This is a genomic window from Enterobacter cloacae complex sp. P43RS (genome assembly GCF_014930585.1).
GTDB lineage: Bacteria > Pseudomonadota > Gammaproteobacteria > Enterobacterales > Enterobacteriaceae > Enterobacter > Enterobacter bugandensis.
Map to the genome: position 1 here is coordinate 187,879 of NZ_JADBRJ010000006.1, position 23,992 is coordinate 211,870.

Consider the following 23,992-nt stretch of genomic DNA (forward strand, 5'->3'; position numbering starts at 1 on the left):
CACTTGTTCTGATGATAGCGACATACTCTGTCAGATCGGAGCGGGATGGTTATTGTCTGAATAAAATTAAACTATATTGAGATAACCATGAATACGATTAAAAAACTTCCATTAACCATGGCGGTTATCGCCGCGCTTTGCCCAATTTCCGTACTCGCACAAGAATTTACCCAGGAGCAAATCGACGCCATTGTGGCGAAAGCGGTAGATAAAGCTCTGGCCGAGCGTCAGGCCAAGATGGATGCGGCGGTTGCGAAAAAAGCGGACGTGGTGACCGAGCCGCAAAGCGCGGCGCAATCCCCGGATATGGCGATACCGTTCGGCATTAAATTTACCGGCTACGCCCGCTACGGCGCGCACTTCCAGGCCGCCGATCAGAAATACGTGGCGGTGGACGGCTCCTACAACGGCGCGTCCGCGATTGGTCGTCTGGGTAACGAAGGTAACGGCGGGGAATTCCAGCTCTCCAAGGCCTTCAAAGGGGACAACGGCGCCATCTGGGACATCAACGTGATGATCGACCACTGGGGCGACGAGGTTAACCTGAAAAAAGCCTACGCGGGGGTGACCAACATTATGGCCTCCAACCCAAATGCCTACTTCTGGGCTGGTCGTGACTTCCACCAGCGTCCGCAGCAGGGCATCAACGATTACTTCTGGATGAACCACGACGGCCAGGGCGCGGGCGTGAAGAACTTCGACATCGGCGGCGTGCAGTTTGACGTGGCTGCCGTGGCGGCGGTGGAATCCTGTAGCCCGGAAGTGATGGAAGACGAAGCGAACCCGTCGCGCATCACCTGTACCGGCGGTTCCGGCACGGGCGACAAGGGCAACTACGCCGCGACCTCCAAAATCCACGGCATGAAGCTCGGCCCGATCGACATGGAGCTGTACGCCAACTACGGCTTTGATTCGAAAGCGGTTGAAAGCGACGAACGCCTGAACGCCTGGCAGGGCGGCGTGGTGCTGAGCCACACCAACGACAGCGGCGTGAACAAGGTGATCGCCCGCTACTCCGATAACGCGGACAACAGCGTGTTCAACAAAACCGAAGATCTGACCACGGTCTACGCCAGCTTCGAAGGGCTGTATAAATTCACTCAGGCCACGCAGGTGGAGTACATCCTCGCCTTCCACGACTACGACAACAGCCGCGATAAGACCGATAACCGCAAGAACTACAACGCCATCGTGCGCCCGATGCACTGGTGGAACGACGTTCACTCCACCTGGCTGGAAGCAGGCTGGCAGCACGTTGACTACGATAACGGCGGCGACAACAAGGGCTGGAAGCTGACCCTGTCGCAGAACATGTCTATCGCCATGGGGCCGGAGTTCCGTCCGATGCTGCGCTTCTACGTCACCGGCGGCAAGGTGGATAATGAACGCACCGCGCGCGTGAACAATACCAAAGACGAGACGCTCGACGACTTCAACGTCGGCGCGATGTGGGAGGCGTGGTTCTAAGGTCAACAACATGCCGGGTGACGCTACGCTTACCCGGCCTACGGTTTTCCCCCTCTCCTCGTGGGAGAGGGCCGGGGTGAGGGCATCAGGCCGCACACAACCATGCTATGCTGTTGGCCAATTAACGACAACATAGCAGGGGAGAAAATGGGTTCCACACGTAAAGGGATGCTGAACGTCCTGATCGCCGCCGTTTTATGGGGCAGTTCCGGAGTTTGCGCGCAGTACATCATGGAGAAAAGCCACATTTCTTCGCCTTACCTGACCATGGTTCGCCTGCTGTTTACCGGCGTGATCCTGCTGACGCTCTCCTTCGTTCACGGCGACAAGATTTTCTCGATCATCAAGCATCGTAAAGACGCCCTCAGTCTGCTGTTTTTCTCGCTGGTCGGCGCGCTCACCGTGCAGCTCACCTTCCTGCTGACGATTGAAAAATCCAACGCCGCTACGGCGACCGTGCTCCAGTTTCTGTCGCCGACCATCATTGTGGCGTGGTTCGCCCTGGCGCGGAAAACGCGTCCCGGCGTGTTTGTCCTGTCAGCGATTTTTACGTCGTTGATCGGCACCTTCCTGCTGGTGACCCACGGCGACCCAACCTCGCTCTCCATCTCCCCTGCCGCGCTGTTCTTCGGCATCGCCTCGGCGTTTGCCGCCGCGTTTTACACAACCTATCCGTCAGCGCTGATTGCCCGCTACGGCACGCTGCCGATTGTCGGCTGGAGCATGTTGATTGCCGGGTTAATGCTGACGCCGTTCTACGCCGGGCGCGGCACCACTTTCGTGATTGACGGCGGCCTGCTGCTGGCATTTTTCTACCTGGTGGTGATCGGCACGGCGCTGACGTTCAGCCTGTACCTGAAGGGCGCGCAGATGATTGGCGGGCCGAAGGCGAGCATTCTGAGCTGCGCCGAGCCGCTGAGCAGCGCGCTGCTGTCGGTGGTGTTGCTTGGCGTGGCGTTTACGCTGCCGGACTGGCTGGGGACGCTGCTGATCGTGTCGTCGGTGGTGCTGATTTCGATGGATTCGCGTAGAAGGGTTAAGGCATCGGCGTAGCCTGATGCCCTCACCCCAACCCTCTCCCACGGGAGAGGGAGAAAAACACTACTTCGCCTTAACCTTTCCCGCCACCAGCAGCGCGGTCAGCAGCATCAGCGTGCCGGAAATCACCAGCGGTGACGTCAGCCCCAGATGGTCGAGCGCCACGCCGCCAATGGCCGCACCGCAGGTGTTCGCCAGCTGGATCACCGCCACCTGAATCGACCCGGCTTTTTCCGCCTGATCGGCAAGCGTTCGGGTGATCCACGTCGACCAGCCCACCGGTACCAGCGCAAAGGCAAAGCCCCAGATAATCGCAATCGCCGAGGCAACCCATTTGTCGCTACCCCACAGAATCAGCACCGTGGCACTCACCGCCAGCAGCAACGGCGCCCCCGCCAGCGCCACCTTCAGGGAGCGCTTCAGGAACTGGGACGACAGCGACGTGCCGATAAAGCTGGCGATACCGAAGCTCAGCAGCACCAGCGTCAGGCCGTCCACGTCAAAGCCCGCCATGGTCATAAACACCGGACGGATGTAGGTGAAAAAGGCAAACTGCCCGGCAAAGGCCATAAAGATGGCGGTCATCCCCGCCAGCACGCCCGGACGCTTGAGCAGCGCGAACATGTTCTGTTTGTGGTGCGCCGCTTCGCCCGGCAGGGACGGCAGCGCCTTCCACACCCAGATAATGCAGAGCACACCCATCACTGCCGCCGCGTTAAAGACGTTACGCCAGCCGATAATCCCACCAAGGAAGCTGCCCAGCGGCGCGGCAATCACCAGCGCAATAGAGACCGCGCCGAAGATAACGGACAGCGCTTTTGGCACGGTGCGCGCGGGCACCAGGCGCATGGTCAGCGAGGCCGACATCGCCCAGAAGCCGCCTAATCCCAGCCCCAAACAGGCGCGACCGAGCAGCAGCAGGGTGAAGCTTTCCGCGAAAGAGACCAGCAGGCAGGAGAGCGTCAGCAGCACGCTGAACAGAATGACCACTTTGCGGCGATCAATCGCGCCAATCACCTGAGTGATAAACAGGCTGGCGAACATCGCCACAAAGGCGGTGACGGTAACGGACTGCCCCGCCACGCCTTCGGAAATGCCCAGATCCTGCGCCATCGGCGTCAGCAGGCTCACCGGCAGAAACTCAACGGTAATCAGGCAGGCGACGCAGAACGCCACGGAGAAAACCGCCGACCAGTTGGGGCGCGACACCTCTTTGGTCTGCGGTCTGGTTGTGGGCTGGATATGTTCTGTCATGGCGTCACCTGAAGATAAAAACGTGCGGAAAAGTCGCGCAGTTTATCATCAAAAGTGTGACGGATTTAACGATTTGACAACTTTTGCCGTTTTTAATGATTCGGAAGGCAGATCGGCGGTGACTGATACCTTTTCAGCATAACGAAAATGAAAATTCAGTAACCACAATTGAGGTGAAACAATCATAGCGTCTGAAAAGGAGAAACTATGAAAACACGTACTTTATCTCAAAATCTTACCGTCAGTGCCGTCGGCTACGGTGCCATGGGTCTGAGTGAATTTTATGGCCAGACTGATGACAAAGGCTCACTGCAGGTATTGCATAACCTCATCGATCTGAACGTGACGTTTATTGATACCGCAAATTTATATGGCCGTGGCCATAATGAAAGGCTAATCGGTCACTTTCTTGCCGGGCTGGATAAAAACACTCGCGACCAGTTCAAAATCGCCACGAAGTGCGGCATCGATCGCTCTCCTGACGAGTCCTACGCCCGCACCATCAACAATACGCCGGACTATATCATCCGCTGCTGTAACGAATCCCTTAAGCGGCTTGGCGTGGAGCGAATCGACCTCTTTTATCTTCACAGAGTGAGTAACGCAACCCCGATCGAAGAGAGTATGGATTGTCTGCGCACCCTTGTTAAAGAGGGCAAGATCAACCACATCGGCCTTTGCGAAGTGTCGGCTTCAACGCTGCAACGGGCGCATGCGGTGCATCCGGTCACCGCATTGCAAACAGAATATTCTCTGTGGACACGAGACATCGAGGAAAACATTTTGCCGGTCGTGAAAGCGCTAGGTATCGGCCTGGTGCCCTACTCACCTCTTGGCAGAGGCTTCCTGACGGGAAAATACCTGAACAACAACGATTTTGCAGAAGGTGATTTCCGCAAGAATAACGAACGATTTGTTCAGTCCAGCCTCGATCATAATCGCCAGTTGCTCGATATCATTACCCCGCTGGCGACAAAATACGGCTGTACCGCAGGTCAGATTGCGCTTGCCTGGCTGTTAGCACAATACGATCGGCTGGTTCCCATTCCGGGTACTAAGCACGTCAGCTATCTGGCCGAGAACGCGCGCGCTGCCGATATTGTGCTTGAGAAGAGCGATATCGAATCGTTGAACAACCTTCATCGCCGGGTAGCGATTAAAGGCGATCGTTATTCTGCCGAGGGTATGAAGGGCGTGAATGCCTGATACAGCATCTTGAAAATAAAAAACCGGGTTTCCCCGGTTTTTTTATATCCACAGATACGCCGTTAGCGATAAACGCTCAACGCGACGCCTTCCCCGCCGCCAACGCACAGTGCGGCAACGCCACGCCTGGCATCATTACGGATCAGGGAATGAACCAGCGTCACCAAAATTCGGCAGCCGGATGCACCTATCGCATGCCCAAGCGCGATTGCCCCGCCGTATGGATTGATACGATCCGGGGAAATCCCGGCCTGCTGAATCACGGCCAGCGCCTGGGCGGCAAACGCTTCGTTGGATTCGAGATGATCCACATCCTCAGGCTTCCATCCCGAGCGGGAAAGACAGTCGGCAATGGCCTGAATCGGGGCTGCACCCATTAATGCCGGCTGGATACCGGAATTGGAAAATACGCCCAGCGATGCCAGAACCGGCAAGCCACGTGCTTCGGCAGTCTCACGCGTACAAAGCAGGACCGCCGCGGCACCGTCATTCAACGATGAAGCATTTCCCGCCGTCACCGTCCCCTCTTTTCGGAAAACAGGCTTCAGTTTCGTCAATTTTTCGATACTGGTTGCACGGGGTCCTTCATCCCTCTCCACGCTGATCGTTTCACCTTTTCGCGTCTGCCATTCAACCGGGACAATTTCACGCTCAAAAATGCCACGCGCCTGCGCTTCAAGCGCATTGTGGTGAGAGACAAGGGCATATTCATCCTGCATTTCGCGGCTGATACCAAACTCCGTCGCAACATTCTCTGCAGTGATACCCATGTGATAATCGTTGAAGGCATCCCAGAGCCCGTCAGAAACCAGGCTATCTTTGAGAGTAATATCACCCAGCCGCGTTCCGCTACGCGACGTCGTGGCGATATGCGGCGCGTTGGACATACTCTCCTGACCACCGGCGATAACAAACTCAGCCTCCCCCGTCTGCAGCGCCTGCATGCCAAGATGGACCGCCTTAAGCCCGGACCCGCACACTTTGTTTACCGTCAGACATTGCGTATCTACGGGCAATCCAGCATTCAGTGCCGACTGTCGGGCCGGGTTCTGGCCGCACCCCGCAGTAAGAACCTGTCCCATAATGACCTGAGAGATATCACTGGCTTCTACGCCAGATTCTTTCAAAAGCGCCTGAATGACGCGGCTTCCCAGATCAGAGGCTGAATGCTCCGCAAGCGCGCCCTGAAATGCGCCCGTCGCCGTGCGGCGGGCTGCAATAATAACAATCTCGCTCATGCGTCACTTCCCTTCAGTCCTGGCAAAGTATGGCCCGTCGCGGCTATTGCCGCGCGGTATGCAGTAAGACCATTCATGCAGGCGGGAACGCCAGCATATACCGCCATCTGTATCACAATTTCAAGCAGCTCTTCCGGCGTCACGCCGGTATTGAGCGCGCCTCGCATATGCAGTTCTAGCTGCGGCATGGCATTACCCAGCGTCACAAGCGAGGCGACGGTCAACATTTCGCGCGTTTTGAGATCCAGTCCCGGACGACCCACCACATCCCCGAACGCATAGTCGGTAATCAGGGCGGGCAGCCCCGGGTCCAGCTCGCTCAGGCGGCGGGTGACTTTATCCGCGAGCCCCGCTTCAAGACGGTCCATAATCTCTCTGCCATAGCGCGTGCGGTCATTAATTTGACTCATAAGATTTCTCCATACGGGATTGTTTTGCGGTCAACGTTGCCGGAATAACCGCGACAAGCAGAACGGACAGACCGATGGCCGTACCGGCGACGATATACAGGAGCGGCATTGAAAATGATGAAACCATCCAGGCACCGACTGACGCACCGATACCAATGGCGGTATTGAAAAATGAAACGTAGATTGCGGAGGCCGGGAAGGCTTTATCCTCTGCCATACGTAAAACCCACGTCTGGAAACCGACAAATATTCCTGATACGGCGACACCCCAGACAACCATACTGGTAAATATCAACGCAGCAGAGAGCGAGGAACCAGACAGGCCCAGGAACAGCAGCACTGCACAGATCAGCAGTACAGACAAAGAGACCGTCAGCTTGAGATACTTATCAATCAACACGCCGGTCAGGAAATTACCTGCCAGACCCGCGATGCCGTAAACAAAAAGCACAGCAGGAATAATGGTGGTGGACAGTAAACTCTGCGTGTGTAGCCAGGGCTCAATGTACGTAAAGGCAGCAAAGTGAGCCGTCACAGCCAGCAAGGTTGCTGAGTAAATTTTCCATAATGTTGACGATTTCAGCACGCCTTTAAGCGCATCCAGCCCGAGCGCACTTTTGCTGGTAATCCTGGGAACAAGAACGCTAATACCCACAAAGGCAATTACGCTCAGCGCGGCCATCAGCCAAAATGCCTGCCGCCAGCCGAAGTGAATACCAATATAGTTGGATACCGGTACGCCAAAAACGCTTGCTGCGGAAACACCACCAAATACGATTGACGTCGCCGCCCCTATATATCTGGCAGGGACCATAGCCACCGCCGTTGCGCCGATCATCGCCCAGAATGCGCCGTGAGCGAGCGCTCCCAGTACGCGGGCGCTAAGCAGCATGCTATAGACGTTTACCGTCGCAGCCATAACGTTAGAGATCAGAAGTACCACGGTGAGCACAAGTAAAAGCCGCTTCTTGGCCACATTCCCTAAAAAGACGGAGGCAAACAGCGCACTCAACGCCCCCACCCAGGCATAAAGCGACACGGTCATGCCCACCGCAGATTCCGAAGACTGTAGCCCCTCTGCGATTGGCGTTAATAATCCGACTGGCGCCAGTTCGGTGGTGACAATAGTAAAGGTTGAAATTGCCAGAATGAATAAAGCAAGCCATGACCTTAACGTCATATTCTGCGGAGTGAGTTCTGAAGTCATACTACTTACCTCAATATGGATTTAAATAATGTGCCAATTTTTTTCAGTTGCATATCTGGTAAGCGCGGAATGCTCTCCCACACAGACGGGATGGCCAGTGGCTTCCAGCATTGGAATATCCGAAAGATCGTCGCCGTAAGCATAACAATCCACGGGGTTAATCTCTTTATCATCGCAAAAGGCGATAAGCGCGTCTTTTTTACCTGTTCCAATTGTTTGAGGCAGGCCGATTTCACCCGTCAACTCACCTTCGTCATTTATTATCACCGGCGCACAGAGTACTTCCGTTACTCCAAGATATTTTGCAATGGGTGAAAGAATCGGAAGCATAGAGCCCGATATAAATACGGTATACATGTTCTGGTTCTGATGTTTTTTAAGGGCTGAAACAGCACTCTCAATAAAAAACTCGCTTTCCAGCTTACGCCTGAACCACTTCTCACCCATTTCTTCCAGATAACGACAAGACACGCCTTTAAACTGACGATAATAATCTCTGTTCAGGGCTTCCCTTGGCACGCCGTTTTTCACGTCGGTGCGAAAACGAGACATATAGCGTTGAAGACGATCGTTTTGATTATTTTCCCTGCACCAGAAATCATAGAAATCAAACATGCTTTTAATATTTATAAGCGTTTCATCAACATCAAAAAAAGCGGCATGTTTACGCAAACTTTATTCCTCGTAGTTTTTTCTTCGACTCTTAACCGGAAAATCTCTATCCGTACCAGACACGCCTGCATCCGCCCAGCGAGAAGGCGCAATTTCAGAAACCACCACGGAAATTTTATCCAGCGGCGCACCCGTGTTTTTGTGAACGGCAAATGTAATATCTTCCTGGAGTCTGATGATTTGATTTTCATCTTTCGCAGGCCAGGTCATAACATGAACAAATGGCATATTTTTCTCACTCTATAGTTGTAAATTCATCGAAGGAACGGCCTTTGAGTTTTAAATGGGCATGGATATCGCCTCCAAGACCATAAAAGCCAATTGCACCGCCGTAGCTCTGACGCGAGCTCATATAAAGTACGACTACATTAATAATTCTGTTTCCTTTCCTCGCCGGCGCCGGGAAAGGATCGGTTAACTCTGCCCAATATTCGGCATTACCTTCGCTATCGGTTATAAATACGTTGGGTATTCCCAGCGGACCTGGCCTGCTCGGATCCTCCGAGGCTAGATCGTTTTCCCTGAGACTCATCACGGTGTAAACGCTATCCGGAACAAGGCTCCGGAACGAAAACGTGAACCGGGCTCGTTTCTTATCTTCGGACAATGTGACCTCAAAGGTGCCCTCTGCCTCGAGCCAGGCAGCGAGGGTCACTGGCTCGATCTCTCGCTTTCCATCGCTGCTGCGATAATCCGCGATATAGCCTTCATGAAGTGGCAGGCCAGGCCTTATTTCATTATTGGCCTGCGGCCGCTGTTCTGGTGCGAAAACCATACGATAGTTGTTCATCGGAATGGGTAAAGGAAGAGTATGAAGAATGATGTCCTTCAACGCGTCCTGAGGCATCTTGTCCAGATCGCACAGAATGTTATAGGGTGCGACTTCCCCAAATGCCGGAAGCGGGCTGTCCGGAGAGACAATGACGCTTCGCCACTGCAGTCCGTTATCCCCTGGCACCATGCCAACCACGACAAAATTACCCTTCCCGTCCATGACCTCCGCAGGGGGGTAAAGCGGCCCCTGCGTGGTCGCAGCCAGACGGTATTTCTGGCTACGTAATTCAGGCATGCGTTACCCCCTGAGTCACCCCTTGCTGCTCAACAATGGTCGCCTGCATGGCAACCTCAGCCAGAGATTTCTCTTTCTCTGTAATCAGGGCGGAAGGATAGACGGTGAACGAGACATCCATTGTCGCGCAAAGCGTTTGGTGCTGAGTGACGCGAACCTGAGCCTTGAAACGCCCCCGGCGGTCGTTAATATCTTTTTCAAGAAATTCAAAGTGAACCAGCGCCGGTAAAGGGAACAGGAAACTGGCGAAAGTGATTGCCATGCTATTAATGACGTAATAGCGTCCACTTTCCTGCTGGTAAATAAATTCTTCGGTGACACCGATAAAGGCCTGTCGGCTGGCTTCAACCAGGAGCATTCCCTGAATATGCTGCCCCGTCTGATGATCCGCCATCAATTCGCAACGCTCATCAATTAACAGCGGCATCGCATAAAGATCGTGGTTATGCTCAGCTTGTTCCGCAGGTCCTATAAGTACATTCTGTTCCAGTCTTTTATGGCAATAAGCATTTTTTTTGTCGCTAACCAGTTTTTCCAGAGAGCACATTTTTAACTTATTACCATGAATCGCATTTCTTGCCTGATTTGAAATTACCTTTCCGGCAAAATCCTTGCGCACGCCCTGCCCAACAATAATTTCATGTTCTTTATCAATGATATTCGCAGGGATTTGAGTCAATAATTCTAGCTGAGATATAGTCAGTACATCTTTACCATTAGCAAATTCATTAAATTTATCGCCAACAACTACCAACTTTTTACAGTTCATTCATTGTCCCTCAACAACAGCAAGCACGATAGATACGTGTATAAAGGCCGTCATTACCGCCAGTAATAAAGTTATCGCCGGCCTGTTGAATGATTTCCTGATAACGTGCATTGGTAAATGCTTCTTTATATGCTGCTTTATCGCCGTTGAATGAGGAGATAAACATTACACCCGGAACGCCGCTGATCAGTGAATGAAATGCTTCGAAACTTTCAATCTTATCTTTGTTATCTCTTACAACATTAAAAATGGTTTCATCGCGCCACTGACGGTACTGCTGATAGTTATGCGCAGGCACTTCGACGTGTCGGAGTTGAATATAATTTGATTGTGGCAAGCTATTTTTATTATCAATTGGGGATTCAACAAACTTAAGCAGTTCGCGACGGATATCGGCAGAAAGAACTTCAGAGAAACGATGGAACATGGATTCCATTTCACTTTCAACCCATGCAATTTCTTTAATATCGTTGAATGCGCGTAATTCCAGCAATTCATTAACGCCGTTTTCTTCACAGGTATAGTAGCGAACGTTTTCATTGCTTTTTAAGGAAGTAAATTCTTTTTCAGAAAAAGTGTTTTTTAATGGGAAGCGTGATACCAGTACATATTTAGACGACATAATTACTCCGAGTATTGATTAAGTGAGGATTCGGATAGAAATTTATCAATACAGGAAACTATTGGAATTGTTAAATTTGTAATATATTTTTTGTATTACTGTTAAAACGGGTTTTGCTGCCAGCATTTAGCGTGTAATATCGAAATGGAAAAAAGACGAAATACCTTTTCGCATTTAGGACCCACGTATGGCTACAGCAGAACATTTAATCAGCAATAACCTGCCCAGTATCAAACAATTACAATGCTTTCTCGCTGTTGCACATGAACTGAACTTTCGTAAGGCTGCCGAACGTCTGCGCATGACTCAACCGCCTCTGACGCGTCAGATAAAATGCCTTGAAGCGGTGTTGAAACGTCAGTTGTTCAGTCGCAGTACGCATGACGTTAGCCTCACTGAAGCAGGCCGAGCGCTGGTCGTTCAGGCAGAAAAAATACTCAAAGACATCAGCAGCTTAAAAGAAGACCCTCACTCTTCAGAAACGAATCTGCGCATCGGTCTCACGCGCACGCTTAATTTTGAATATATTGAACCTGTAAATACCCAGCTTCAAAAAATGAACGCCGGAGATGACGTTGAAACGCCCGACCTGACGTCAGCACAGCTGCTGCAAAGCTTGTCTAAAAATATGCTGGATCTGGTGCTGACCGGGGAAAAAGGAACGGGTCATGAAGACATTGTTCAATACCGCTGGGTCTGCCAGGAACCGTTGCTCATCGCAATGCCTTCTTTACATCCTGCCAGTCTGAAAGAGAAAGTCTCGCTGGAAGACATTAGCGATCTTCCACTTTTTTGGTTTTCGAGAAGCGCTAATCCGTCATTCTATGATAAATGCGAAAGCTACTTTGACACGCTGAAAACGCCGCTGAAGCGTATTAAAGAGCCGGATGATTCCCTCGTGATGCTAAGCCGTATCGCAAGAGGGAAAGGGTTTGCGCTGCTGCCTCAGTCAAAATGCACCTTCAATCAGGAGGGGCTATGCTATCGCGAACTAACGGACGATGAGGCAAAGAGATTAAATATTGATATCTATGCCGCAACTCGCCTCAATGAAAACAGAGAGGAGATCCTGAACGCTCAGAATATCTTGTGCGGCAAAAAGGCTTAATGCAGATAAAACACACCTTCTTCCGGCAGAAATAGCTGGTTATAGCGCAGCTGGAAGGCGTTCAGCTCCTGCGGATCGGGCTCCATTTCGCGCATAAAGCCAAGTGCCAGACGAATTTGCGCATCGGTAATGGGTGCGGCAAGGCGGGCTTTACGCAGCATACGGTGCCAGGCATGCAGATTCTCTTCGCTACCGTCGACAATACAGACCTGCCAGATGAGCAGCACCTGCGCGGCGTTTTGCAGATGCGCCTCGTCAGGCCGCTCAAGGTAGCGGATAAATTCATTGCCCGGTGTTTTACCGAACTGGTCAATCATCGACTCGATCGGCATCGGGGTAATCCCCAGCCGTTCGCTTAAACGTTTGATGGCGCGGCGGGAATCTGAGGTCAGGACACGAAATCCCACCACAAACACCACGGCAAGCGTTGCCAGCATTATCCAGACCATGCGTTCTCCTTAGACTTGCCGCTCATCATAGCGGGAAACGCAGCGTGTCGACAGCGGGTACGGCCAGAATAGTGAACCGAAAAAAGCTGGATAAATGCGATGAAAGCAATCCCGCGCAGGCGTGGCTGCGCGGGCTGTTGCTGGAGACCCGTCAGCGCGCCTGAAGCCCCTTCAACAGCGCCTCGTGAAAGCGTGCGGGATCCTGCATCTGCGGCGCGTGGCCCATGTCGTTAAACTCCACCAGCGTCGCGTGCGGGATGCGCTTCGCCGTCTCTTTGCCCAGCACCGCATAGTTGCCGAGCGTCTTGCGGACCTCCGGCGGGGCGAGGTCTTTCCCGATGGCGGTGTTGTCCTTCGTGCCGATCATCAATAATACCGGCATCTTCAGGTCGCTAAATTCGTAGATAACCGGCTGGGTGTAGATCATGTCGTAGAGCAGCGCCGAGTTCCACGCCACGCGCGCTTTGCCCGGCCCGTTGTTCAGCCCGGCAAGCATCGTGACCCAGCGTTCGTACTCCGGCTTCCACTCCCCGGCGTAGTAGGTATTTTTCTCGTACTGACGAATGCCGTCGGCGCTGACCTTCAGCTCGCGCTGGTACCACTGGTCAACCGTGATATGCGGCACGCCGCGCGCTTTCCAGTCTTCAAGCCCTATCGGGTTGACCATCACCAGCTGCTCTACCTGCTGCGGCCACATTAGCGCGTAGCGGGTTGCCAGCATGCCGCCGGTCGAGTGGCCGATAACCGTCGCGCGATCGACGCCAAGCGATGTGAGCAGCGCGTGGGTGTTGTCCGCCAGCTGCTGGAAGGTGTACTGATAATGGTCCGGCTTGGTGGATTTACAGAAGCCGATCTGGTCGGGTGCGATCACGCGATACCCGCTGGCCGACAGCGCACGGATCGTGCCGTCCCAGGTGCCGGCGCAAAAGTTTTTGCCGTGCATCAGCACCACGGTACGTCCGTTGGGTTTTTCCGGCTTCACGTCCAGGTAAGCCATATCCAGAGACTGGTTTTGCGAGGTAAAGGTAAAGTGTTTTACCGGCCAGCCGTAGTCGAAACCTTCCAGCTTCTCGCCGTAGGTGGGGGCATCCGCAGCCATTGCGGGGGACGCCAGCGCCATCAGCAGCGCCAGGCAGGACAATCGTCGGGTTAACATGCAAGCTCTCCGTTAGCAAAAGGGGCTAAGGCTGCACGAAAGGCGGCAGCAAAAAACACTGTAGAGCATGGAGAGGAGTGGGTGTGTAAAGCGGGGTAAAGGTAGTATGAAATATCGTTCTTATCACTGCTCCCAAACCATCCAGGGACGATACCATGCACTTCCGAGCGCTATCGTTCAGCCGTGCCTGCTGGTGGCGTTGTCATCGTCCGCCTTCCGGTACGGTGCTGCTTAGCTGTAGTGCTTGTCTTACTGCGTACGCTCACTGTAGCATCCACCGGTGTGGTGGCTATCCGGTAGTTGTAATCCCGCGTGGCGACGGTACGGTGGCAACACTGTGCCAGTGTCCGCACATCCCAGACCGATTCTGCCGCCCCGTCAAACAGACCCGATAGCTCGCCGTACGGCAGACGCACATCAAACCGATAGAATAAAATATTCAGTCCACAAAACTTAGATAAAGTTTTTTATTGCCAAACTCCCCGATCAATCTATCGCCATATATCTGCTTATCAATGCCTATATAAAACAACCTTTCATCTTTCGAAATGCAATTATCTATCTTACCTTTAAGACATAACTGATAATCGCCTACCCAGTACTTAACTTCCTCACTATCAAGAGGAGGCTCAGTTTTGTTTTTTATAAAAAGTATATAATCGCATTTATTAACAAAAGGCTTCCACTGATCCAAAATGAATGTTTTCTCTCGACTCCACAATTTCGTAAGGTTTGATTTCGTCAGCGGAGCATTATCTACCAATACAATAGTTGATTTACATTCACTATCCCAGCGCTTATCATAAGTTATATCTTGATATATTCCAGATATTTTTGCTGGTTTTAAAAACAAATAAATCACGCTTATTATAACGCCGATGATTATCACTAAAAAAATATATTTAAATTTCATTTCTCACCCTTCAACAACCTTTGTAAACTCAGCCTCGTTAATGAATGGCATATATCCATATTCCGTATAACGCTGAAGAATGAACCATGAACAAAACCATGGAGAGTCTTCAAACCATTTCCCATTAACATCAGCAACATCTAAACCAAAGTGATCCTGTATTTGAAATGAAATTTCGGCTTTAAATTTACCGTCACTAACGTCTATATAATTAAGATAAATTTGCGTGGAATAAGTATCATGGATAGTTATTCCTAAACCATTAAACCAATCATAGCTATCGAATTTAGGAAGCTTAATACCATTCCTTATTTTTTCATTTAACACGTTTAAGTCATTAACCGAAAGACTCATATAACCATTGTCATCAAGTAATGATTTAATAAACCCCTTAATTTTATTAACACATTCCACTGTAGTTACATGTTCAGAAAATGCCTTATTCAAAAGATTATGCTTTAAAACCCCACCTTCGTTCGCTTTAAACTTTTTGAGCATGATATTTATAAGACTTGAATATTCCCCCCAAGCAGTCCAGTACCCCATACTATCCATGCTCTTAAAATGCTCATCAATAGTTTTGTCAAAATTGAAAAAGTTAACTTTAAACTCCCGCCCAAAAATGTCAACTTTGTTCATTTTTCCCTGAGCAAGTATCTGCTCTTTCGTCATATCACCGTACCGCATATCATCAGCAGTGAAGTCATTCATTTTTTTAATGGTTTTAAAGATCAAACGGCGTTCTGCTTTTTGTATCTGCGTGATAAATACTCGGGGTTCAAAATGCCAAATCTGACCACTGAGTTCCTTCTGTACCTCAGCAGGCAATTTATCAAAGAAGCATAACGACTTTATGTGTTCCTTGAGTTCATTGTAATCATCATCTGTCAATGGCTCGGGTAGATGATCTGTTTTTGTTTTTACCCATGAAAAACGCGCTTCGAATGTTGAAAAATCCCACTCAAATGGAAACTTGCAAATTGAGTGTGTAAGCAGATCTTTTGCATCATCATTCTTTTTTTCTGCATATAATTTTTTTATAATTTTTGAATTACACTGGCTATCGCTGGATGCGTCGTCATCAATCAGAGACCATCCTGCCCAGTCAGGTAGTTCGGCCTCGCTGTAAGTCATTATATTATCAGTGCAGACATCGACCCACCCACTTCCACCAGGGAGCGCAATCTTAACCCAATGACTGTAGCCCATGGCATTTTTTAGGAAATCAACCCCTGATGCTTCGCTGATATAATTGACGCCCACAGCAACACTGCCGAGGTGGTCATAGAAACCATCGTCTTTTTTTCGCAGCGTTTTTGTATCTCCCCCACTGTTGATAATATATAAATCTTCCGTCGTGATGTTCGCTGGAGCGTGCACAAAACCTTTAGGAATATTCCCATAAACAGGAGTACCCGCAGGGAAATAATAGTACTCACTACCGTATACAGGCTTAAACCGTCCTGGGAACGCAATATTTATCCCTCCATGAATTCGACCACACAATACATCGAGCATTTTTTGCTCGCAACAAATCTGGAAGTGGAATGCATTTTTTCCATCCACGACACCCGACGTACCTAAGACTTGCTCACGTTTTATACGCTGTCCAATATTAGACAAAATTTCAAATCGAACCTGCTTCATGTGCATGGTTAACGAATAAAAAACAAACTCGACAGGATCATCACCAATTAATATCTTATGTCGGATCAGTACACACCCATCGTCTGTTTTCCCATTATAAGCCAGTGGCTTTTTATCTTTGTTTTCGGACGAAGGCCTGGCATAAATAATAGTACCGTCAGCAATTGCCCGGATGGGGTTGGCCTGTGCACCGGAAATATCTGTATGAGGAATATGTATGCCCCCGTGCCATGCACCCACAGGATTTACGGGATAATTACGTGCAGTATCGACAGGCATGCACTGAAAAACCCAGTCGCTGAAAATGCCATTCGGGGAATATGGTAATAAAATAGGAGGGGAAATATGCATCGTTCAATCCTTGATTATGAGAACAGAATTTTTTTAGTGGACGGTAAATCTGAGACTTCACCAGCAACAGAAGGTAAATCAGTTTCAATTGTATTTTTCCCCGCTGCCATTGTCCGTTTAACCTTCCGCATATACATCTCTGTCGTACCATACTCCACCTTCCCGGCCTCCAGCCGCAGGTAGCTCCCGCCCCCGATGAGCGTGATGCGCTTTTTCCCCGCAAACGTGATGTCACTCGCAGACGACAGGGTGAGCTTCTTCTCCGCGAACAGTTGCATTCTGCCGTTCTGCGCCTGCATCTCCACCGGGCCTTCACTGGCCTTTAGGCTCAGCTGGCCCGTTCTGGCAAACAGCCCGAGCTTTTCCCCTGCCAGCGCCGTCATGTTGCCCATGACACCGGCACTGATATCCCCTCCGGCGTTAACGGCGACGTTTTTTGTGGCTGTCATTTGCATGTGCTTCCCGCTGGTCACGGCAACCCCTTCCGGGGCAGAGAACAGCAGGGTTTCGTTAAGGGGCTTCAGGCGCTGCTCAAACATCTGTATCTGGCTGTCGATATCCGCCTTCAACGCCTGCGCCTGCTCTGCCACCACCTCCAGATGCTGAAGCTGTCGCAGGCAGATGTCGATTTCTCTCAGCGCCGTGCTCATGTCCAGCACTTCGCCCGCAGCCTTCTGCTGCCCGTCCGCAGTGACAAACAGCCCCTTCGCCACGCGAATGACGCCGTGCTCATCGGTCCGGAGTTCAAAGCCTTTGCCCCGGGGCTGCTCCTGCGCGTCCACCAGATGCCCGCTGTTCAGCTGCGTTTTGCCGTATTCCGTGGCGAGCTTTACGTGCTCCTCCCCGCGCTTATCCTCCATCCGCAGCTTGTTATTGGCGGGCGTGCGCAGCACGTTGCGGGTGTGGTTGTCGCGGGTCACAGGGTCGGGATGTCCGGAGTCGTGCAGCGCATACGCGATGTACGGCAGGTCAATATCACCGTTGCTGTACACGATGGCCACTTCCGTGCCGTCGGTCAGTGGCGTATGCCAGCCGTATGTCTCCCCGGCATACGGTTTCGCCATCCGCAGCCACAGGTATGCGAATCCCTGTTCAGCATCGTCCCGGTCAAAGTCCAGCCTGACGCGGTAGCGGCCCTGGTCGTCCAGGTGGGCGTAAATATCATTCTTCTCCCGGCTCTCAATGCGGGCCGGGAGGGTGCCGTGTATTTCCGGGCGCGAAACTTCCGCCGGGCGGAAACAGTAGCGCTCAGTGTAGGGCATACCCCAGACCGACACATGCAGGCGGGAATCCCGCGCTCCCCGGAAGGTCACCAGCGTGAGAATGACCCCCTCTTTCAGGGCAGCAATGACATCGCCCTGTGGCTCCAGCACCTGACCGGGTGACAGTACGGAGGAGTTGCTGAACAGGTGGATACGGGTTGATTTATTGAGTTCCCGCTCGTGATGAAGCCGGGCATAAAACGCGCCGGATTCGGTTTCCGGCTCCGGGTCAGTGTCGTCCCCTGCCGTGCGGTACGGCTCCGCGTAGCGGTAGTGCTCTCCGGTGGTCACCGCGTCGCTGCGCACGCTGACCGTCGCATCCATCGGCATGCTGGCGTCGCGGTAGTTGTAGTCCCGGGTGCTGATCATCCCCGGCACCACCAGATTCAGAGTGTACACGTCCCACACCGACTCTTCCGCCCCGTCATACAGCCCGGACGGCTCGCGGTACGGCAGGCGGACATCAAACTGATAGTTCAGCTGGCTGTCGGCAAAAATGTAAATATCCAGCCCGCGCGCCTCGTCCGTTTCCGTGCGCCAGAAAATCCCGACCTCTGACAGAATGCGCTGAATAAATTCCAGGTCCGTCTCCCGCCACTGGGTGATAAGTTCACGCGCCGGATAGCTGCGCTCCAGACTGAATTCAAAGTCCGGCCCTTCCAGCCCGTGCAGGCGCAGGACCTGCTCCACCACCTCCGGCACGGACTGGTTCTGGAAAATGCGGCACTGGCGGGTGCGGCTGAGCAGCGCCAGACGGGAACTCAGCTCCACCCGGTAATGCGATTGGTCGCCGGTAGTTGAAAGCCACTCCAGACGGGTGATGATACCGTACACTGTCTTCCCGCTGCGCATGTGCAGGGTGGCGTACTTCATCAGTACCTCTTCAGGGGTGAGGTTATCCTGCGGGGTGGTGAAATCGATGGTCCAGCGGAAGGGTTCGCTGAGCGCCTCGCGGCCCTTAAAACGCAGCACGTCGGGCGTGGCGCGGGAGTCCGTAATGTCCAGAGTGTAACGGGTCTGTCCGTCGAAGAGCGCCAGCCAGTTATCCATAACAAATACCTGATTTAAAATATGGTTAAATCAGAATGTTTGCATGTTGAGATAACGGGGTAAATACAAATCTTTGATTTGAATAAGGATGCTCTTTATTTAAGAAAAAAGCCCGGCATCACACACCGGGCAAAGAAGTTACCTGCACACTCAGGCCGCTTTTAATTTCTGCGCGCGGTTCTCGCGGCGAATTTTACGTTCTTCCAGCACCGCGACCATCGCCATCAGGACGATACAGCCAATCGCTGCCGCATCCAGCGCCGCGAAGGTGCCCGCCCAGCCGGTGAGGCCGAAAATCGGCGTACCGTCGGCGATCATCCCCAGGCCAAGCTTGGCGAAGCTGTCGCCGATCAGGTAGGCGAAGGTGCCTTTAATCCCATCGGCGGCGCCGATCGCTTTTTTCGGCACGAACCCTACGGCCGCTACGCCAATCAGCAGCTGAGGGCCAAACACCAGGAAGCCGAGCGCGAACAGGGACGCCAGGTAAACGTACTGGTTGCTGGCGTGCTGGTAGATGCCGAGCGTGGCGATAATCAGCGCCAGCGCGACGCAGGCCACCAGCGCGCGACGGCCGTTGGCGAGGTCGGAGAGCCAGCCCCACAGCAGCGTGCCGACCAGCGCGCCCACTTCGAACAGGGTGAAGCCCTGAATCGCCACCTCTTTCGAGAGCTTCAACTCCTGGAAAGCGTACACCGTTGACCACTGGTCAATGCCGATGCGCACCACGTACAGGAAGATGTTTGAGAAGCACAGCAGCCAAATCACTTTGTTTTTCAGCACGTACTCAACAAAGATCTGCCATTTGGACATCTCGTTCTCTTCGGTCTCTTTGTCCTCTTCGCTGATCTCCTCACCGAACAGCTCTTCGGCTTTGCCGAGGCCGTACGATTCCGGGGAGTCGCTGCCGAAACGCAGGCCGATAAAGCCGACGATCAGGGCGATAATCGAGGGGAAGATAAACATGCCGATCACGTGGCCGTCGAACAGATAGTTCGCGCCAAACAGCGCCACGCCTGCCGCACCCGCCCCGCCGAGGTTGTGGGAGATGTTCCACATGCCGAGGTACGAACCCCGCTTGCGGCGCGGCGTCCATTTGGTGATGGTGGAGTAGCTGCACGACCCGCCGGTGCTCTGGAAGAAACCGCTCAGGGCATAAAAGGCAATCATCAGGAACAGGCTGACGGAGCCCGCGCCCATGCTGGCGCTGAAGCCGAGCATACAGATGGCGGAGAGGATCAGCATAAACGGCAGGAACTGCTTGGTGTTTTTGCCGTCCGCGTAGTAGGACACAACCGTTTTCCCCACCCCGTAGGTGATGGAGAAACCCAGGCCAATCATCCCCAGCTGCGTCATGCTCAGCCCGTAGGTAGAGATCATGTCGTTCTGCGCGATGTTAAAGTTTTTGCGGATCAGGTACATGGTCAGGTAGCCGATGAAGACCACCAGGTAAGACTGCATGAACGGTTTGAACCACATCTTGCGCCGCACGTCGAGCGGCAGATCCAGGGTCGGCTTGCGCACCTGGTTTAAGAAGGCCAGCATGGTTGGTTTACTCCTGAGCTGATTTTTGCAGCATTGTAAAAATCAGCCGGGAGAGATGCCTGAGACAGCGTCCAGGTGAAACCGGGAAAATTTCCTAGTTTTGCGGCACTCGGCAACAAAAGGTGAGGCACGTCACGCTTCGCGCGGCGCCTGAGCGTGCAAAAACGGCAGCAGCAGCAGGGCCGAGATGCCCGCCGCGATGGCGATCGCCGCGAAGAAACCGCTCCAGTGCCAGACGTCGATGACCCGTGCCAGCGGCCAGCCGGAGAGCGATGCGCCGAGGTAGGCAAACAGCCCGACAAAGCCCGTCGCCGCGCCTGCCGCCTCCTTGTGCGAGCACTCCGCCGCCGCCATGCCGATCAGCATCTGCGGGCCAAAGACAAAAAAGCCGATGGTGAAGAAGCACGCCGCCTGCATCACGTAGCTGGCAAACGGCATCAGCCACAGCGAGCCGACGGAGAGTAAAATCCCGGCGGCAAAAATCAGATTCATCGGGCCGCGGTTGCCGTTGAACAGCTTGTCCGAGCCCCAGCCCGCCACCAGCGCGCCGATAAACCCGCCCAGCTCGAACATCGTCACCGCAGAGTTGGCGGTCACCAGGTCCACGCCGAGCGTCTCGGACATGTACAGGTTGCCCCAGTCGTTGATCGCCGCGCGCACCACGTAGACCAGCACGTAGCAGAGGGACAGCAGCCAGATGTACGGATTTTTCAGCACGTACTTGGTGAGGATTTCCTGGCGGGACAGCCCGGCGCCCTCCTGCTGTTGGGCAATCTCCATCTCGTCGTGCCGCCAGTCGCCCACCGCAGGCAGGCCGACGGTTTGCGGCCTGTCGCGCAGGCGCCAGCAGAGGAACAGCCCGGCGACAATCGCGAGGCCACCGGCAATCATCATCCCCGTGCGCCAGCCGTAGTGCAGCGCCGCCGCTCCCACCACCATCGGGATCAGCGCCCCGCCGACGTTATGCGCGGTGTTCCAGATTGCCCACCATCCGCCGCGCTCGTTGCGCGAGTACCAGGCGGTGAGCAGGCGGGCGCAGACCGGCGCACCCCAGCCCTGGAAAAAGGCGTTCAGCGCCCACAGCAGGGCGAAGGCCCACAGCGAGGTGGAGAAGCCGAACAGGATGTTCACCACGCCGGTGGCGATCAGCCCAACGCCCATGAAATAGCGCGCGTTGGAGCGGTCGCTGACGATGCCGGAGAAGAACTTCGACAGCCCGTAGCTGATGTAAAACAGCGTCGCCAGCAGGCCGATATCGGTGCGCGTCATCACGCCGCTGGCGAGGATTTCCGGCGCGGCGGCGTTGAAGCTTTTACGGGTGAAGTAGAACAGCGCGTAGCCGAGCCAGATGGTGATCAGGATATGGCGACGCCAGTAGCGGTAGCGGGCGTCGATTTCCGCCTTGTCGCGCAACGGAGCCGCGCTGGTTGGGGTTTTAAACATGGTACGTCCTTAACGGCAAACTGACGCTGACGCGCGTCCCGTGGGTGCAGGAGAGGGTCAGCGTGCCGCCCAGCGCCTTGACGCGCTCGCGCATGCCCGCCAGGCCAAAGCCCTGCTGGCCGGAGCCCGGCGGCAGGCCGCAGCCGTCGTCTTCAATCACCAGCATCAGGCGCTCGTCCTGCTGCCAGCCCTGGATCGTCACCGCGCTGGCATTGGCATGTTTAACGATGTTGTTCAGCCCCTCCTGGCAGACGCGGAACAGCGTCACGCGCTGGCCTTCGCTGAGCAATGATTCATCAATGCGCCAGTCGAGATGGCTGACAATGCCGCGGCTTTCCAGCTCCATCTCGCGCATCAGGGAGCGTATCGCCTGCTCCAGCGACAGGTCATCAAGCTGGCGCGGACGCAGCCGTCCCAGCAAGCGGCGAACGGCGTCATAGACACCCAGCGAAAGCTGTTCGATATGCGCCCCGCCCTGCTTCACGCCCGAGTTATCCGCCGCCAGGCGCTGAACAATGCCCGCCTGCGTGCGGATGGCGGTAATGGTCTGGCCGATATCGTCGTGCAGCTCGCGAGCCACCTCCTGACGCACGCTCTCCTCGGTCTCCAGCAGACGCTCCGCCAGACGACGGTTGCGCGCCAGCTCGGCTTGCAGGGACTGGTTCAGCTCGCGCAGGCGCTGAATGCCCGCGCCGAGCAGCAATCCGGTCAGGCTCTGGGCCAGCAGCGAGAGCAGCAGATCCACCGGATGATCGTGCCAGGTCTGGCTGGCGATCAGCGCGATTGCGTTCATCAGCGTGGCGATCAGCGCCCCCTGCCAGCCGTAGTGCCAGGCCAGAGCGATGATCGGCAGCGCCAGGCAAAACGGCGTGAAGCGCGAAAGCTCGGCGGGCAGACCAAGCTGCAGCCACAGGCTCACCATAAACAGCAGCAAATACCAGATGAGGTGCCGGGCGCGCCAGTTCACCGGTTGGGAGACCAGCGCGGGGCCGAGCGGCTGCCAGACGGTGCTTGTGAGGTAGTGCCAGAAAACCAGACAGGTCGGCGCGAGGGTCAGACCACCGGTCAGGGTCAGAAGCAGGGCGTTAAGCATCTCCTTCTCGCCGATCCACGGCAGGGATTGTAACAGCGCGGCGGCAATCAGCGCCGCCCCCTGACGCAGCAGCGTGCGCCAGTCGCGCTGGTGGCGGTAGCGGGAAATCAGGGCAACGGGGAGAAGCGCAAGCAGGCTTCCGGTCATCAATAAGGGAAGATGCCCGAGGGCCACCTCCTGCGCCAGCCAGACCAGCATCAGCCACTCCGCGCCGAGCAAAACGGGCCAGTAGCCGCGCGGGCACTGGAGCATTAATCCCAGCCGCAGGCCGAAGGGAAACAGCAGCACCGCCAGCTCCGGACGCTCCACCAGATGCAGGCTGATGCTCCACAGGCAAAACCACGCGGCGGAGAAGATAAAAAAACTGGCGACGACGGCGATCAGCCGTGAAAACACGGGACTCATTGCCAGCTGTCAAACATGCGGCGCGCCAGCTCGACGTCATTGCTGACGTTGAGTTTTTCCATCAGGTTGGCGCGGTGGACGTGCACGGTTTTCGGCGACAGATCCAGCTCGGCGGCAATCTCTTTCACCGACATGCCCTGGGCAAGCTTCTCCGCCACCTGGCGCTCGCGTCTGGTGAGCGGATCCTGACGTCCGGCCGCCAGCTTGATGGCGATATCCGGCGTCAGGTAGCAGCCGCCGGTGGAGACGGTGCGCACGGCGGCGATCAGCTCGTCCGGGCTACAGCGTTTGGAGAGAAAGCCGCGTGCGCCCGCGTTGAGCGCCTGCTCGACCAGCGCCGGGCTGTCGTGGACCGAGAGCATGATCGTCGCCATCCCTTTCGGCAGCTGGCTCAACAGCTCCAGCCCGGAGAGATCCGGCATCGAGATGTCACAGATACAGACCTGCACCCCGCGCCCCGGCAGGCCCGCCAGCGCCTCGTGACCGGAGCCAAACTCGGCCACGACCTGAAAATCCGGTTCGAGGTTAAGAAGCTGGGCAAAGCCGGAGCGGACGATAAGGTGGTCGTCGATGAGAGCGATGGTGGTCATGTGTGTTCCTGCGGTCTGAAAAAGCCGGATG

The 23,992-nt window shown here is 54.2% G+C and carries 22 protein-coding genes and 1 pseudogene; 4 read left to right on the forward strand and 19 right to left on the reverse strand.

What is annotated here, in order from left to right; translation table 11 throughout:
- The first annotated feature begins 87 nt into the window (after positions 1-87).
- Both IM294_RS14485 and IM294_RS14490 read left to right on the forward strand, forming a co-directional pair.
- Positions 88-1,467, forward strand: coding sequence for a carbohydrate porin (locus IM294_RS14485; RefSeq protein WP_041911699.1), 1,380 nt, complete (start codon positions 88-90; stop codon positions 1,465-1,467).
- 147 nt (positions 1,468-1,614) lie between these two features.
- Positions 1,615-2,520, forward strand: coding sequence for an EamA family transporter (locus tag IM294_RS14490; RefSeq protein WP_028014977.1), 906 nt, complete (start codon positions 1,615-1,617; stop codon positions 2,518-2,520).
- A gap of 48 nt (positions 2,521-2,568) precedes the next feature.
- Here the strand turns inward: IM294_RS14490 and nepI are convergent, their stop codons facing one another.
- Positions 2,569-3,759 carry a purine ribonucleoside efflux pump NepI gene (nepI, locus tag IM294_RS14495; RefSeq protein WP_049000261.1) on the reverse strand — a complete coding sequence of 397 codons (1,191 nt, stop codon included), beginning with the start codon at positions 3,757-3,759 and terminating at the stop codon, positions 2,569-2,571.
- A gap of 207 nt (positions 3,760-3,966) precedes the next feature.
- Between nepI and IM294_RS14500 the strand changes: the two genes are divergently transcribed.
- Positions 3,967-4,965: an aldo/keto reductase gene (locus tag IM294_RS14500; RefSeq protein ID WP_047366712.1), complete on the forward strand. Its 999-nt coding sequence runs from the start codon at positions 3,967-3,969 to the stop codon at positions 4,963-4,965.
- A gap of 62 nt (positions 4,966-5,027) precedes the next feature.
- On the opposite strand, the gene IM294_RS14505 is transcribed toward IM294_RS14500, so the two are convergent.
- Genes IM294_RS14505 through IM294_RS14540 form a run of 8 tightly spaced genes read right to left on the reverse strand, consistent with a single transcriptional unit; the run spans position 5,028 to position 10,952 of the window.
- Entirely contained in the window at positions 5,028-6,203 is a 1,176-nt protein-coding gene (locus IM294_RS14505; protein WP_045260824.1) for an acetyl-CoA C-acetyltransferase, read from the reverse strand.
- A complete protein-coding gene (locus tag IM294_RS14510) occupies positions 6,200-6,613 on the reverse strand; it encodes a carboxymuconolactone decarboxylase family protein (RefSeq protein ID WP_126818371.1) in 414 nt (137 codons plus the stop codon). The genes IM294_RS14505 and IM294_RS14510 overlap by 4 nt, the downstream gene beginning before the upstream one ends.
- Positions 6,600-7,820, reverse strand: coding sequence for an MFS transporter (locus tag IM294_RS14515; protein WP_028014972.1), 1,221 nt, complete (start codon positions 7,818-7,820; stop codon positions 6,600-6,602). Before IM294_RS14515 ends, IM294_RS14510 begins: the two co-directional genes overlap by 14 nt.
- 21 nt (positions 7,821-7,841) lie before the next feature.
- A complete protein-coding gene (locus IM294_RS14520) occupies positions 7,842-8,492 on the reverse strand; it encodes an HAD family phosphatase (protein WP_059357167.1) in 651 nt (216 codons plus the stop codon).
- Positions 8,493-8,495: 3 nt separating this feature from the next.
- A complete protein-coding gene (locus tag IM294_RS14525) occupies positions 8,496-8,720 on the reverse strand; it encodes a 2-hydroxymuconate tautomerase (protein WP_041911708.1) in 225 nt (74 codons plus the stop codon).
- 7 nt (positions 8,721-8,727) lie between these two features.
- Positions 8,728-9,561: a hypothetical protein gene (locus IM294_RS14530; protein WP_028014969.1), complete on the reverse strand. Its 834-nt coding sequence runs from the start codon at positions 9,559-9,561 to the stop codon at positions 8,728-8,730.
- Entirely contained in the window at positions 9,554-10,330 is a 777-nt protein-coding gene (locus tag IM294_RS14535) for an AfsA-related hotdog domain-containing protein (RefSeq protein ID WP_126818369.1), read from the reverse strand. The genes IM294_RS14530 and IM294_RS14535 overlap by 8 nt, the downstream gene beginning before the upstream one ends.
- Before the next feature lie 10 nt (positions 10,331-10,340).
- Positions 10,341-10,952, reverse strand: coding sequence for a hypothetical protein (locus IM294_RS14540; protein ID WP_045260828.1), 612 nt, complete (start codon positions 10,950-10,952; stop codon positions 10,341-10,343).
- Positions 10,953-11,139: 187 nt separating this feature from the next.
- On the opposite strand from IM294_RS14540, the gene IM294_RS14545 reads away from it, so the two are divergent.
- The gene (locus IM294_RS14545) at positions 11,140-12,060 is read left to right on the forward strand and encodes a LysR family transcriptional regulator (protein ID WP_028014966.1); all 921 of its coding nucleotides are present in this window, start codon (positions 11,140-11,142) and stop codon (positions 12,058-12,060) included.
- On the opposite strand, the gene IM294_RS14550 is transcribed toward IM294_RS14545, so the two are convergent.
- The 10 genes and pseudogenes from IM294_RS14550 to uhpA form a co-directional block, all read right to left on the reverse strand.
- Positions 12,057-12,509: a DUF1198 domain-containing protein gene (locus tag IM294_RS14550; protein ID WP_049137106.1), complete on the reverse strand. Its 453-nt coding sequence runs from the start codon at positions 12,507-12,509 to the stop codon at positions 12,057-12,059. The genes IM294_RS14545 and IM294_RS14550 overlap by 4 nt on opposite strands.
- A gap of 151 nt (positions 12,510-12,660) precedes the next feature.
- Positions 12,661-13,665, reverse strand: a complete 1,005-nt coding sequence (locus tag IM294_RS14555; protein ID WP_126818368.1) for an alpha/beta fold hydrolase — start codon at positions 13,663-13,665, stop codon at positions 12,661-12,663.
- A 221-nt stretch (positions 13,666-13,886) separates the two neighbouring features.
- Positions 13,887-14,099 (reverse strand): annotated as a pseudogene (locus IM294_RS22260) (type VI secretion system tip protein VgrG); the annotation flags it as partial.
- 5 nt (positions 14,100-14,104) lie between these two features.
- Positions 14,105-14,578, reverse strand: coding sequence for a hypothetical protein (locus tag IM294_RS14560; RefSeq protein ID WP_126818367.1), 474 nt, complete (start codon positions 14,576-14,578; stop codon positions 14,105-14,107).
- A 3-nt stretch (positions 14,579-14,581) separates the two neighbouring features.
- Positions 14,582-16,576 carry a DUF3289 family protein gene (locus IM294_RS14565; protein WP_126818366.1) on the reverse strand — a complete coding sequence of 665 codons (1,995 nt, stop codon included), beginning with the start codon at positions 16,574-16,576 and terminating at the stop codon, positions 14,582-14,584.
- A 14-nt stretch (positions 16,577-16,590) separates the two neighbouring features.
- Entirely contained in the window at positions 16,591-18,888 is a 2,298-nt protein-coding gene (locus IM294_RS14570) for a type VI secretion system Vgr family protein (RefSeq protein ID WP_126818365.1), read from the reverse strand.
- 150 nt (positions 18,889-19,038) lie between these two features.
- The gene (gene uhpT / locus IM294_RS14575) at positions 19,039-20,430 is read right to left on the reverse strand and encodes a hexose-6-phosphate:phosphate antiporter (RefSeq protein ID WP_028014963.1); all 1,392 of its coding nucleotides are present in this window, start codon (positions 20,428-20,430) and stop codon (positions 19,039-19,041) included.
- A gap of 132 nt (positions 20,431-20,562) precedes the next feature.
- Entirely contained in the window at positions 20,563-21,873 is a 1,311-nt protein-coding gene (locus IM294_RS14580) for an MFS transporter (protein WP_063943316.1), read from the reverse strand.
- On the reverse strand, positions 21,866-23,371 hold the full coding sequence (gene uhpB / locus IM294_RS14585) for a signal transduction histidine-protein kinase/phosphatase UhpB (protein ID WP_126818364.1): 1,506 nt from the start codon (positions 23,369-23,371) through the stop codon (positions 21,866-21,868). Before uhpB ends, IM294_RS14580 begins: the two co-directional genes overlap by 8 nt.
- Positions 23,368-23,961 (reverse strand): transcriptional regulator UhpA, encoded by a 594-nt coding sequence (uhpA, locus tag IM294_RS14590; protein ID WP_041911714.1) that lies wholly within the window; start codon positions 23,959-23,961, stop codon positions 23,368-23,370. Before uhpA ends, uhpB begins: the two co-directional genes overlap by 4 nt.
- Positions 23,962-23,992: the final 31 nt, after the last annotated feature.